The following is a 12,371-nucleotide window of genomic DNA, read 5'->3' as shown; positions in this document are numbered from 1 at the left end:
AAGCAGGCTGTCTGGTCAGCCTGCTTTTTTCATTTGATCCATTTATGTCCCGCTGCTTTTTCAAGCCTGTTCATAATGGCTGCACCGACGCCTTCTGTCGGAAACGCTTCGGCAATGATTATATCAACCGGCTTTTCATTAAATGCCCGGAGTGCCCCGTACAATTCCCTGGCAACCGAAGATAAGTCACTTCTGCTTCCACACGCAATAACAGCCTCCGCTCTGTACGAGGCTGCGTTTTCTGATGCGGCCAGCACGCCGACTTTTTTGCCTTCTTTCTTCCATTCATCTACTTTTTTCTGAATAGCTTGAGCCGTTCCTTCCATTATGTAAAGAGGTGCTTCAGGCGCATAATGTGTATATTTCATTCCCGGCGCCTTCGGGGCGTCTTCCTGTTTCTTTAAAACAGTATTTGTATCCGCTTTTCCAGCTACTGCTTTAATATCCGCTTCGGTTACGCCGCCCGGCCGCAGGACAATCGGATAATCACCTGTACAGTCAACGACAGTAGATTCCAACCCGACTCCTGTTTCACCTGCATCTACCACTCCGGCAATCCGTCCCTTTAAGTCATCGAGCACATGCTGAGCCGTGGTCGGGCTCGGTTTTCCTGAACGATTTGCGCTCGGCGCCGCCACTGGCACTCCTGCTTCTTTAATTAAAGCAAGCGCCGCTGGATGATTGGGCATTCGAAGAGCTACCGTATTAAGACCGGCTGTGACCCGCTCAGACAGAACACCATCTTTTTTGGGAACAATAACTGTTAGCGGACCTGGCCAAAACGCCTCCATCAGCTTGCGTGCATAGGATGGAATAGAATGAGCTAATTCGTCCACATCTTTTTTGTCTGCAATGTGGACAATAAGCGGATTATCAGATGGCCGCCCTTTTGCTTTAAAAATTTTGTCCACAGCGTTATCGAGTTTTACCTGTCCCCCCAGGCCATACACGGTTTCTGTAGGAAATGCGACTACCTCTCCTCTTTGGATAAGCTCGGCTGCTTCTTTTATTTGTGGATAATGTTGATGAATTTCCTGAAAGTTATCCACAAACCAGTATTTCGTCTCCATATTCGTCACCTTTGCTTTTTTTATTTACAAAATCTAAGAATACTCTACTTAATTCTATATATAAATCGACTTTCAACGTTGTTATAAACAAAGTTATTCACAATATGTGTATAACTTATCCCCGGTTGTGTATAACTGTGTGGATGACTGTGGATTTTCTTTTACTTTCTCACATAATAAATCCAGATCTTCTTGCATCGCAAGGGCTTTTTCCTTTTCTTTTGAATCATCATCTTCTTTCAAATGATCCCATAACTCAATAACCGCCCATTTATATCCCGGATCTTCTTCTTTTTCTTCTGGAAAACAAAACGATGGATACAGTAAACACCACCAGTTATCCCCACGTCCATCCCCAATGGTGACAACAAGCGATTCATAATCGCCCGGCGGATATACATAACGGCCATACTGCTTGGCAGGAAATGCTTCCTTGCCCAGCGAAACATCAACAGGTGCACCGCCTGCCGTCTTTACGGCGATTTCTTTTACTTCTTTTATATTTTCTCCGATCAAGGTACGCGCTTCCCCGGGTGAATGTGCACCCGCCGCCCACTTGCTGATTTGCTCAGCAACCGCAAGGTGAACACGCTCTTTTCTTTCCTGCTCTGATCGGCTGTTGTCATGCGCAACGACCCTGATACGGATTGCCTCTTCTGGAATACCGCCCGCAGCGGGATCAGACGGGGCAAAATACATCATAAAGCAAACGGCAGCTGAAAGTCCATATACATATAGAATAAGAATTTTTGTTTTCATTTTATCATCCCTCCCGGCAATCAGTATCGCCGGAAAGGAATCATCTTAAACGTGCAAAAATACCATTCTATCTTTTTTATTAATATCATACATAATGCTTACTGTCCCATCTGGGAAAGCCGCCTGAAAAAGAGCGGCAACGTCTTCGGTTTGGCCGGCGCCTGTTTCCACGCCGACAATTCCTCCTGGCTTCATAACAAGCGGCAGCTGTTGGGCCAGCCTTCGGTACAAATCAAGCCCGTCTTCTCCACCAAACAATGCCATATGCGGTTCGTGATCCACCACAACCGTGGACAATGTTTCCCGCTCTCGGGCCGGGATGTACGGCGGGTTCGACAGCAGTACATCCACCAGCAGTCCTTGCTTGATGAGCGGTTCTGCCAGGTCGCCATGCCAAAACGTCACGTCCGCACCGAGAATATCGGCATTTTGGGCTGCCGTCTGCAATGCTTCTGGGGATAAATCCACTGCGTAGACAGAAGCATCCGGCCGTTCAGCTTTCATGGTTACGGCAATTGCACCGCTCCCTGTTCCAATATCCACAATCACCGGACTCTTTATTTTTTTTATTTTTTCGATTGTATGATACACAAGCTCTTCTGTTTCGGGCCGCGGGATTAAAACATGGCTGTTTACGATAAACGACCGTCCGTAAAACTCTTCCATGCCAATCAAATGCTGGACCGGCACTCCTTCTGCATGGCGTTGGACCATTTTTGAAAAAGCATCCCACCGCTCTGGTGCCAGTGGATCATGCAGCCTCGCCAATAGAGCGGAGCGGCTTACGCCCATTACATGCTTCATCAACAGTTCGCCCGCATTCGCATCGCGGCTGTGCTCGACTAAATAAGAAGAAGCCCATTTTAGGGCTTCATATATTTTTTGTTCCACTTATTAATCCTCCAGGTTTTCAAGACGGCTTGACTGATCTTCTACGATAAGAGCGTCAATTACTTCGCCGACTTTGCCTTCAAGAATTTGATCAAGCTTTTGAATCGTCAACCCGATACGGTGATCGGTTACGCGGTTTTGCGGAAAATTGTACGTGCGGATCCGCTCCGAGCGGTCACCGGTACCTACGGCTGATTTGCGGACAGCGTCGTATTCTGCCTGCGCTTCTTTTTGAAACTTATCGTAAATACGCGCACGAAGAACTTTCATCGCTTTTTCTTTGTTTTTAATTTGTGATTTTTCATCCTGGCAGGATACAACGATGCCAGTTGGCAAATGCGTCAGCCGGACAGCAGACATCGTCGTATTGACGGACTGGCCGCCCGGTCCGCTTGATGCGAATGTATCCACCCGGATGTCTTTATCGTGCACTTCCACTTCGACTTCTTCTGTTTCCGGCATAACCGCAACAGTCGCTGTAGACGTATGAATACGCCCGCCGGATTCTGTTTCTGGTACACGCTGTACCCTATGGGCGCCGTTTTCGTACTTTAATTTAGAGTAAGCACCGCGGCCATTAATCATAAAAATAATTTCTTTGTAGCCGCCAACCCCGGTTGTACTCGCTTCGATCACATCAATTTTCCAATTGTTCGCTTCTGCATACCGTGAATACATCCGGTACAGATCGCCAGCAAATAGAGCCGCTTCATCGCCTCCAGCAGCGCCGCGAATTTCCATAATGACGTTTTTATCGTCATTCGGATCTTTCGGTATAAGCAAAATTTTCATCCGGCCTTCCAGATCAGAAAGCGTACCTTCCAGCTCGCTCATTTCTTCTTTAACCATTTCCCGCATTTCAGCATCAAGCTTGTCTTCAAGCATCGCTTTCGCATCGGCATATTGTTCTTTTGCTTCTTTGTACTGCCGGTATACTTCCACTGTTTCTTGAATATCTGATTGTTCTTTAGAATAATCGCGAAGCTTAGCCGGATCATTTACAATATCCGGGTCACTAAGCAGTTCATTTAATTTTTCGTATCGGTCTTCTACTGCCTGCAATCGATCAAACATTGTCTACACCTCGTTTGTTAAAGCGGCGGGTTTTGATGGCATTTCCGACAAACCGGATAATAGGTATCGTTGCCGCCGATTTGAATTTGTTCCCCTGTATACACAGGTTTTCCTTCTTCATCCACGCGCAGATTCATCGTTGCTTTTCGCTCACAAAACCAGCAGATCGTTTTCATTTCTTCTACTTTATCCGCGTAAATAAGCATATACTGGCTTCCTTCAAACAGCTCGTTTTGAAAATCATTTTTCAAGCCAAATCCCATAACCGGAATGTTCAGTTCGTCCACAATCTGGGCGAGCTGCAGCACGTGCTTCTTTGATAGAAACTGCACTTCATCTACCAGAATACATGATGGCGATGATGGATCTCTTCGTACCTCTTCAAATACGTTTGTATCCGCGAAGATCGGACGCGCCGGACGCCGCAGGCCTACACGGCTTGAAATGTAGCCAACTTCATCCCGAGTATCGAGACCTGACGTAAACAAAAGCACGCCCTTATTTTGTTCTTCATAGTTATTGGCAACCTTTAAAATTTCAATCGACTTGCCGCTATTCATCGCACCATATTTAAAAAAAAGCTGGGCCATCCTGCCTGTCCCTCCATTTTATATCAAAGATCAAAGGCTAAAAACACGGCATCGTGCCGCCGCGCTCAAATCTGCCACGTCCTGTGGCAGTCGCCCGACTAGATCATCACGATCGTCGTAACGCCTTTATGACCCGCATCCTGCGTGCCTAAGCTTAAGGCGGCCGTTCAGGCCCGGCAGGCATAAGACGAACCGGCGAAGTGGCGCTCTTTGCCACATAGCCGTGGCGGCTTATGACAGAGGGGCTGGCCGCCTGAAGCTAAACAGCATAAAAAATCTTACCTTTTCTTATTTTTACATACAAAAAAACAGGCAAGCAGTTTGCACTCCTTGCCTGTCCCTTTTATCATTATCTTGCTTGATCTTTAAGGCCGTATTTTTTGTTGAAGCGATCCACACGTCCGCCTGCGTCAGCAAATTTCTGACGACCAGTGTAGAATGGATGGCATTCAGAGCAAACCTCTACGCGGATCTCGTCTTTAACTGAACCAGTTTCAAACTCGTTGCCGCATGCACATTTAACAAGTGCAGTTTTGTAGTTAGGATGAATTCCTGCTTGCATCTTTTTTCTCTCCTTCCGCCCTGAGTCATTCCGAAACAGAGTTAAATATAATTAGGTGTTAATCCTAATTATTTATTTCATTCACATAAATCACATTATAGCAGACACCCTCAAAAATTGCAATTAGGTTACAGCATTTTTTTTGAGGCGCCATTTTTCTTTGTTTCAGCAAGTAGCTGGGCAATAAATTCCTCGTTGCTTTTTGTCTGGCGCAGACGGCGCAATACTTTATCCGCCAAGTCTGGCGCATCTGACATTGTTTTACGAATTGCCCAGACCATATCAAGCTGTTCTTTGCCAATCAACAGCTCTTCTTTGCGCGTACCCGAACGGCGAATATCGATGGCCGGGAACACACGGCGCTCGGCAAGTGAACGGTCAAGGTGCAGTTCCATATTGCCCGTCCCTTTAAACTCTTCGTAAATCACATCATCCATACGTGAGCCCGTATCAACGAGAGCCGTGGCCAAAATCGTTAAGCTGCCGCCTTCCTCAATATTGCGCGCGGCACCAAAAAAGCGTTTTGGGCGGTGAAAAGCTGCCGGATCAATACCACCGGATAAGGTACGGCCGCTCGGCGGAATCACAAGGTTGTATGCACGAGCCAGTCGTGTAATAGAATCCATAAGGATGATGACATCCCGCTTATGCTCAACGAGACGCATGGCACGTTCAAGTACAAGTTCTGCCACTTTAATGTGGTTTTCCGGCACTTCATCAAATGTCGAACTAACGACTTCAGCTTGCACCGAGCGCTCGATATCCGTTACTTCTTCCGGACGCTCATCAATAAGCAGGACAATCAGCTCTGCTTCCGGATGGTTGGCCGAGATCGAATTGGCAATTTCTTTTAACAGCATTGTTTTCCCGGCTTTCGGCGGTGCAACAATCAAGCCGCGCTGGCCAAACCCAACCGGCGAAACCAAATCCATAATCCGGGTAGATAAGTGTCTGGACTCAAGTTCAAGCTCGATTTGGCGGTCCGGGTAAAGCGGCGTAAGCGCTGGGAAATGAACCCGTTCCTTTGCTGTTTCCGGATCTTCTCCATTGACCGCTTCTACATGCAGAAGTCCATAATACCGTTCATTTTCTTTTGGCGGACGAACTTTTCCGGATACTTTGTCCCCGTTTCGAAGATCAAACCGGCGAATTTGAGAAGCAGAAATATAAATATCTTCTGAGCTGGCTGAGTAGTTAATCGGACGAAGGAAACCAAAGCCTTCCGATTGAATGATTTCAAGCACTCCTTCCATAAAGAAGAAGCCTTGCTGCTCAGCACGCGCTTTTAAGATGGCAAAAATCAGTTCTTTTTTGGTGAGCTTGCTATAGTAGGAGATTTTGTACGTTTTGGCAAGTTCGTATAACTCTTTTAGTTTTAAGTTTTCAAGATGATTGATTGTAAGTTCTTCCATTATGGCACCACACTTTATTAAATTGATTTGATAGAAGGGAGGGGTGACGATGAAGCATGATAAACAAGTGGGCAAATCAAACAAAACAGCGGAGAACCGGACCGGCTGCACCGCTGTTGGTATGCTTATGGTTTAATAACAAGATTAGGTTTTTTGTGCAAGCTGTGACGTCCATCTACAAAACGGACAGTACCTGATTTGGCACGCATAACGACAGATTGTGTTTCTGCGTACTTGCCTTTAAATTGAACACCGCGCAGCAATTCACCGTCTGTTACACCGGTTGCCGCAAAAATAGCGTCGTCGCCGCGGACAAGGTCTTCCATCCGAAGAACTTTATTCACGTCAAGACCCATTCTCATGCATCGTTCAAGCTCAGCATCAGACTGCGGCAGCAAACGTCCTTGAATTTCCCCGCCAAGCGCTTTCAATGCAACAGCAGAAATAACGCCTTCTGGTGCGCCGCCCGAACCAAATAAAATATCAACGCCTGTTTTATCAAACGCTGTATTAATTGCCGCAGCAACATCACCGTCATTAATTAGTTTAATACGAGCGCCGGCTTCGCGCAACTCGGCAATAATATGCCGATGGCGTTCGCGGTTCAAAACCGTGGCCACCACATCTTCAATATCTTTGTTTTTCGCTTTGGCAACAGCTCTTAGGTTGTCCGTCACAGAGGCGTTAATGTCGATCATACCGACAGCTTCAGGTCCGACGGCAATTTTATCCATGTACATATCAGGCGCATTCAACAGGTTTCCGGCATCTGCTACTGCTAAAACAGCCAGCGCATTCCAGCCGCCGGCTGCGACAATATTTGTTCCTTCAAGAGGATCAACAGCTACATCCACACGTGGCCCATAGCCGTTTCCAAGCTTCTCGCCAATATAAAGCATTGGGGCTTCATCCATCTCGCCTTCACCGATCACGACTGTCCCTTTCATCGGGATCGTATCGAACACATCCCGCATTGCTGATGTTGCTGCACCATCCGCTTCGTCCTTCAGGCCACGGCCCATCCAGCGTGCTGATGCTTGTGCAGCCGCTTCTGTAACGCGGACTAATTCCATCGATAAACTTCTCTCCATGACTCTCCTGCCTCCCCCTGCGACGAACAAACAACGGCATTATGCCACATATTTTTTATATATTGTAACACATTTACCAGTTGTTTCGCTTAATACTATGAACTTTTTATTTCACTGTACTCTTCTTCTGTCATTTCTTCCCGCCAAATATTAGCGCCGAGAGCTGTCAGCTTTTCAGCCAGCTTGCTGTAGCCGCGGTCAATATGCTCGAGACCCGTTACTTCCGTAATGCCATCTGCCATTAAACCGGCTATCACAAGTGCTGCACCAGCGCGCAGATCGCTGGCTTTCACTTTTGCTCCTTGAAGCTGAACAGGACCGTTAATGATAGCAGAGCGTCCTTCCGTTTTCACATTGGCTCCCATACGGCGCAGCTCGTCAATATGCTTGAAACGCGCTGGATAAATCGTATCGGTTACAATAGCCGAACCTGATGCTTTTGTTAAAAGCGACGTGAACGGCTGCTGAAGATCGGTTGCAAACCCCGGATAAACAAGTGTTTTAATATCAACAGTTTTAAGGTTCTGGGCTTTTCCAACAAAAATGCGGTCTTCTCCGATTTCAATCGGCACATTCATTTCACGCAGCTTAGCCGTTAGCGATTCCATATGCAGTGGAATAACATTATCGACAATGACGCCTTCTCCTGCCGCTGCTGCCATAATCATAAACGTACCCGCTTCAATACGGTCCGGAATAATGGAATGACGGCAGCCATGCAGACGCTCTACGCCATCAATACGAATCACGTCCGTGCCGGCTCCTTTAATCTTTGCACCCATATTTGACAGAAGCGTTGCCACATCAATAATTTCCGGCTCTTTTGCCGCGTTTTCGATAATCGTCTGGCCTTTGGCACGAACCGCTGCCAGCATGATATTAATGGTTGCCCCCACACTGACTACATCCAAATAAATTCTGGCACCGCGCAGTTCATTTGCGCGCAAATAAATCGCGCCTTGTTCATTTGTTACTTCGGCACCGAGTGCTTCAAACCCTTTAATATGCTGGTCAATCGGACGAGGGCCGAGATGGCAGCCGCCGGGCAAGCCAATGACCGCTTTATTAAAACGGCCAAGCATGGCACCCATTAAGTAATAAGAAGCACGGAGCTTTTTGACTTTTCCATTTGGCAGCGGCATAGCAGTCATGTTTGTCGGATCAATTCTCATTTCCCCATCTTCAAACGTAACCTCTCCACCAACTTCCTCCAAAAGACCTTTTAACATATGAATATCGGATATATCCGGCAATCCATCGATTGTAATCGGAGATTCCGCCAAAATAGCAGCCGGTACAAGGGCAACGGCGCTGTTTTTTGCGCCGTCCACCTTAATTGTGCCTTTTAAAGAATGGCCGCCTTCAATCTTTAACTTTTCCATCATGTTGTACTCCCTTCTTTCTGCGTAAACGGAAAGCGGGAAAGCTTTCTTGGTAATCGTAGTTTAACCGATAAAAATGGTCTCATGTACAATTCTTACTTCGCTTTACGATTTTCCCAATCAGCCAGGAATCCTTCGATACCTTTATCCGTTAACGGGTGTTTAAACAGCTGAGCCAATACTTTGTAAGGAGTTGTCGCAATATGCGCCCCTTTTAGCGCTGCTGCTGTAATATGCTGTGGATGACGGATCGATGCTGCGATAATTTCTGTTTCGATGCCATGGATGGCAAAAATATCTGCAATCGTCTCGATCAACTCAAGTCCATCCTGTCCGATATCATCTAAACGGCCAAGGAATGGTGAAACGTATGTAGCACCGGCACGCGCTGCCATCAACGCTTGGTTAGCACTGAAAATGAGTGTAACATTTGTTTTAATGCCTTCTTTAGCGAACACTGCGACCGCTTTCAAGCCTTCCGGCGTCATTGGTACTTTTACTGTAATGTTTGGAGCGATTTGAGCCAGTTCGCGGCCTTCTTTAATCATGCCTTCTGCATCAAGCGCAATAACTTCTGCACTTACTGAATCTGAAACAAGCTCCGTAATTTCACGAAGACGGTCATGGAATGGAATGGTTTCTTTTGCAACCAATGATGGATTTGTTGTAACGCCGGAGAGAATGCCCCAAGAATGTGCTTCGCGGATTTCATCGATGTTGGCTGTGTCAATAAAGAATTTCATTAAATATTCCCTCTTTTCAGTTCATTTTATAATATAAACAACAACCGCCTATTCGTTAAAAAAGGCGGTTCTTGTCGTTATTTGTTTTGTTATAGGCATGCAGAATTAAGGATCAAAGGCTAAATTCGCGACGTCCTGTCGCAACGCCTTTGTGACCTACATCTTGTAGGCCCAAGGATCAAAGGCTAAATTCGCGACGTCCTGTCGCAACGCCTTTGTGACCTACATCTTGTAGGCCTTACGCTTGGCCTGAAGAACCAAATTCACGCATTTTACCGGCAACTGTCGCTTTAATTGCATCGCGAGCTGGTCCAAGGTATTTACGTGGATCGTACTCTTCTGGTTTTGCAGCAAGTACTTCACGAACTGCTTTTGCAGAAGCGATTTGGTTTTCTGTATTTACGTTGATTTTAGCAGTTCCAAGAGAGATTGATCTTTCGATGTCTTTTGTTGGAATGCCTGTACCGCCGTGAAGAACAAGTGGAAGACCTGTTGCATTTCCGATCGCTTCCATCTCAGCAAAGCCAAGGTTTGGCTCGCCTTTGTAAGGACCGTGAACAGAACCAAGTGCTGGTGCAAGGCAGTCGATGTTTGTGCGTTTTACAAGCTCTTCGCACTCTTGCGGATCTGCATAGATAACACCTTCAGCAACGATATCGTCTTCTTGTCCGCCAACTGTGCCAAGTTCCGCTTCAACTGAAACACCTTTTGAATGTGCATATTCAACAACTTTAGAAGTTGTAGCAACGTTTTCTTCAAATGGATGGTGTGAAGCATCGATCATAACAGATGTAAATCCTGCATCGATCGCTTCTTTACATTTTTCGAAACTTGAACCGTGGTCAAGGTGAATGGCAACAGGTACTGTCGTACCGTAGTCTTCCATTAATCCTTCTACCATTTTCACAACTGTTTTGAATCCGCCCATGTAACGAGCCGCGCCTTCAGAAACACCAAGGATAACTGGTGATTTTTCTTCTTCAGCTGCTTGAAGAATCGCTTGAGTGAACTCAAGGTTGTTTAGGTTGAATTGGCCTACTGCGTATTTCTTTTCTTTCGCAGTATTTAACATTTCTTTCATTGATACTAATGGCATTTTGTTTCCTCCTCTAAGGGAAATGTTTGCTTCATGAAAAAAACCACATTAGTATCATATCAAATTCGTCTTTTTATTACCAACACAATTTACTTATTCCATTAAAGCGTTAAATGCTCTTTGATGGTTTGGCGGATATCATCAATATCAAATGGTTTCGGAACATGCATAATGGCGCCGATATTCTTTGCTTCCTGAATCATATCCAGTTCTCCGTAAGCCGTCATAATAATGGCCCGGATGTTTGGATTTTCTGCCTTCATCCGCTTTAAAATTTCAATACCATCCATACCTGGAATTTTCATATCAAGCAGCACTAAATCCGGAACATTTTCTCTCGCCAGCTGAATTGCTTCCGGTCCATTTGCTGCCTGAAGAGTTTGATACCCTTCTTTTTTCAATACTTCATTCAACAAAATTCTGATTCCATATTGATCGTCCACTATAAGAATTGTTGCTGCCATCTTTATCTTCCTCCTAAATATAGCGCCTTCCGTTTTTATCCTTTTGTTTGTTACATTCGACAGAACCCTGCAAATTCCCTTTTTCATTTTACTTGAACAGGATGTTCTGGGTTCTCCGTTGCACACAGGACGTGTGCGTTTCAGTGTGTAGACAAAGTCTTTCTCCTTAAAAAAAGAGCCGATAAGTGAAGCCCACCGGACTTCGCGCATCCTAAGGCAGTGCGAGAGCCTCCTCGGCTGCGCCTGCGGGGTCTCCCGATTCACTGTACTTCCCGCAGGATTCTTCGTCTGGCAGGCTTCACTAAGTGGTGTGGAAGATCAACAAGCAAAGACTGAATAAACATTTTCTCTTTTTTAAAAAGAAAGATACGGCCTTATTCGCTCTATACAATCTTGTCACAAGCCACTTGGCGGCGGGAGAGAAGCGCAGACTCCTATGGGACGAGCGGGCAGCTGGGACCGTTGGAGCCGCCAGGCGAAGACGGGCGCAGCGCCTGCCCCATGGAAAGCGGAGCTGCCCGGACGCCGCCGATCCATCCCCGTCGTGTACACCGTCATCTATATAATTTGTCTACAGTCTGTATCACACGCAGGACGTGTGCGTTTTTAGGAGAACTTACTTATAATAAAGAAAACGAAAGAAGTGATTATGGTTGTCAAAAATGTTTACGACGCAGTTGAACGGACTGCTGAAACGGATTAGTGAAAAAGAGGAATTCTCCATCGAAGACGCGGGACGCCTTTTGTCTCAAGGGCTGCTTGGCGAAGGAACTATTTATATGAAGGGATTCGGCGAAATGGCTGCTCTTGAAGCAGAAGCCACTCACGGCGCCGAGCGTCTGCCTGACATCCGCAAATGGACAGAGGATGCCCGCTTAACCGAAGCAGATCGTGTGCTGATTGCCACCCGCTTTTCCGATGATGCAGAAGCTCTTGGCCTTGCTAAGGAACTGCAAAACGGCAATATCCCGTTCACTGCTATTGCCTCTAAACGGGAAGCAGCGGGCATTGAGGAAGCAGCAGACGTGTTTATTGATCTGCGCCTGACAAAAGGGCTGCTCCCTGACGAAGAAGGCGGCCGGACAGGATTCCCTTCGTCGATTGCCGGTTTGTACGTTTACTTCCTATTAAAAATGACGATCGAGGAAATGATGGCTGAATATGAGTGACAGTGCCCGGCCAGCTTAAAAAAGAAAAACTTTATTCCTATCGGGCTTCAGTCATTACATATAAAAAA

14 protein-coding genes are annotated in these 12,371 nt (G+C 46.3%); 2 read left to right on the top strand and 12 right to left on the bottom strand.

Going from position 1 to position 12,371, the window contains the following annotated elements; translation table 11 throughout:
* Positions 1–29: 29 nt before the first annotated feature.
* From RG959_RS05050 to RG959_RS04995, 12 genes are all read right to left on the bottom strand, one after another.
* On the bottom strand, positions 30–1,070 hold the full coding sequence (locus tag RG959_RS05050; protein ID WP_342796199.1) for an L-threonylcarbamoyladenylate synthase: 1,041 nt from the start codon (positions 1,068–1,070) through the stop codon (positions 30–32).
* Between the two features lie 93 nt (positions 1,071–1,163).
* Complete coding sequence (locus RG959_RS05045; protein ID WP_342796198.1) at positions 1,164–1,829, bottom strand: stage II sporulation protein R; 666 nt, start codon at positions 1,827–1,829, stop codon at positions 1,164–1,166.
* Positions 1,830–1,874: 45 nt separating this feature from the next.
* A complete protein-coding gene (gene prmC, locus RG959_RS05040) occupies positions 1,875–2,720 on the bottom strand; it encodes a peptide chain release factor N(5)-glutamine methyltransferase (RefSeq protein WP_342796197.1) in 846 nt (281 codons plus the stop codon).
* A gap of 3 nt (positions 2,721–2,723) precedes the next feature.
* Complete coding sequence (gene prfA / locus RG959_RS05035) at positions 2,724–3,794, bottom strand: peptide chain release factor 1 (protein ID WP_251271580.1); 1,071 nt, start codon at positions 3,792–3,794, stop codon at positions 2,724–2,726.
* A gap of 17 nt (positions 3,795–3,811) precedes the next feature.
* A complete protein-coding gene (locus tag RG959_RS05030; protein ID WP_242232747.1) occupies positions 3,812–4,384 on the bottom strand; it encodes a thymidine kinase in 573 nt (190 codons plus the stop codon).
* Between the two features lie 349 nt (positions 4,385–4,733).
* Positions 4,734–4,946: a 50S ribosomal protein L31 gene (rpmE, locus tag RG959_RS05025; protein WP_242232746.1), complete on the bottom strand. Its 213-nt coding sequence runs from the start codon at positions 4,944–4,946 to the stop codon at positions 4,734–4,736.
* 128 nt (positions 4,947–5,074) lie between these two features.
* On the bottom strand, positions 5,075–6,358 hold the full coding sequence (rho, locus tag RG959_RS05020) for a transcription termination factor Rho (RefSeq protein ID WP_251271578.1): 1,284 nt from the start codon (positions 6,356–6,358) through the stop codon (positions 5,075–5,077).
* Positions 6,359–6,483: 125 nt separating this feature from the next.
* Positions 6,484–7,449 (bottom strand): class II fructose-bisphosphatase, encoded by a 966-nt coding sequence (gene glpX, locus RG959_RS05015; RefSeq protein ID WP_342796196.1) that lies wholly within the window; start codon positions 7,447–7,449, stop codon positions 6,484–6,486.
* 95 nt (positions 7,450–7,544) lie between these two features.
* Positions 7,545–8,831 carry a UDP-N-acetylglucosamine 1-carboxyvinyltransferase gene (locus RG959_RS05010; protein ID WP_251271574.1) on the bottom strand — a complete coding sequence of 429 codons (1,287 nt, stop codon included), beginning with the start codon at positions 8,829–8,831 and terminating at the stop codon, positions 7,545–7,547.
* Positions 8,832–8,926: 95 nt separating this feature from the next.
* A complete protein-coding gene (fsa, locus tag RG959_RS05005) occupies positions 8,927–9,574 on the bottom strand; it encodes a fructose-6-phosphate aldolase (protein WP_251271572.1) in 648 nt (215 codons plus the stop codon).
* A gap of 238 nt (positions 9,575–9,812) precedes the next feature.
* Positions 9,813–10,670 carry a class II fructose-bisphosphate aldolase gene (locus RG959_RS05000; RefSeq protein WP_251271570.1) on the bottom strand — a complete coding sequence of 286 codons (858 nt, stop codon included), beginning with the start codon at positions 10,668–10,670 and terminating at the stop codon, positions 9,813–9,815.
* 101 nt (positions 10,671–10,771) lie between these two features.
* Positions 10,772–11,134, bottom strand: a complete 363-nt coding sequence (locus RG959_RS04995) for a response regulator (protein WP_242232740.1) — start codon at positions 11,132–11,134, stop codon at positions 10,772–10,774.
* Positions 11,135–11,439: 305 nt separating this feature from the next.
* Here RG959_RS04995 and RG959_RS04990 point away from each other — a divergent pair, with 305 nt between their 5' ends.
* Positions 11,440–11,700, top strand: a complete 261-nt coding sequence (locus RG959_RS04990) for a hypothetical protein (RefSeq protein WP_342796195.1) — start codon at positions 11,440–11,442, stop codon at positions 11,698–11,700.
* 96 nt (positions 11,701–11,796) lie between these two features.
* Complete coding sequence (locus tag RG959_RS04985; RefSeq protein WP_342796424.1) at positions 11,797–12,303, top strand: DUF2529 family protein; 507 nt, start codon at positions 11,797–11,799, stop codon at positions 12,301–12,303.
* The last annotated feature ends 68 nt before the right edge of the window (positions 12,304–12,371 follow it).

The sequence above is a fragment of the Domibacillus sp. 8LH genome (assembly GCF_038806185.1).
In the GTDB taxonomy this organism is placed as follows: domain Bacteria; phylum Bacillota; class Bacilli; order Bacillales; family Domibacillaceae; genus Domibacillus; species Domibacillus indicus_A.
The sequence above is the reverse complement of the archived record's forward strand: the minus strand, read 5'-3'. Positions and strand labels throughout refer to the sequence as shown.

Bases quoted from the DNA above. Each gene is read 5' to 3' on its own strand.
- fsa (WP_251271572.1), bottom strand. From the start codon at position 9,574: ATGAAATTCTTTATTGACACAGCCAACATCGATGAAATCCGCGAAGCA.
- RG959_RS04995 (WP_242232740.1), bottom strand. From the start codon at position 11,134: ATGGCAGCAACAATTCTTATAGTGGACGATCAATATGGAATCAGAATT.
- RG959_RS05010 (WP_251271574.1), bottom strand. From the start codon at position 8,831: ATGGAAAAGTTAAAGATTGAAGGCGGCCATTCTTTAAAAGGCACAATT.
- glpX (WP_342796196.1), bottom strand. From the start codon at position 7,449: ATGGAGAGAAGTTTATCGATGGAATTAGTCCGCGTTACAGAAGCGGCT.
- RG959_RS05050 (WP_342796199.1), bottom strand. From the start codon at position 1,070: ATGGAGACGAAATACTGGTTTGTGGATAACTTTCAGGAAATTCATCAA.
- RG959_RS05000 (WP_251271570.1), bottom strand. From the start codon at position 10,670: ATGCCATTAGTATCAATGAAAGAAATGTTAAATACTGCGAAAGAAAAG.
- prfA (WP_251271580.1), bottom strand. From the start codon at position 3,794: ATGTTTGATCGATTGCAGGCAGTAGAAGACCGATACGAAAAATTAAAT.
- RG959_RS05045 (WP_342796198.1), bottom strand. From the start codon at position 1,829: ATGAAAACAAAAATTCTTATTCTATATGTATATGGACTTTCAGCTGCC.
- RG959_RS04985 (WP_342796424.1), top strand. From the start codon at position 11,797: ATGTTTACGACGCAGTTGAACGGACTGCTGAAACGGATTAGTGAAAAA.
- rho (WP_251271578.1), bottom strand. From the start codon at position 6,358: ATGGAAGAACTTACAATCAATCATCTTGAAAACTTAAAACTAAAAGAG.
- RG959_RS05030 (WP_242232747.1), bottom strand. From the start codon at position 4,384: ATGGCCCAGCTTTTTTTTAAATATGGTGCGATGAATAGCGGCAAGTCG.
- rpmE (WP_242232746.1), bottom strand. From the start codon at position 4,946: ATGCAAGCAGGAATTCATCCTAACTACAAAACTGCACTTGTTAAATGT.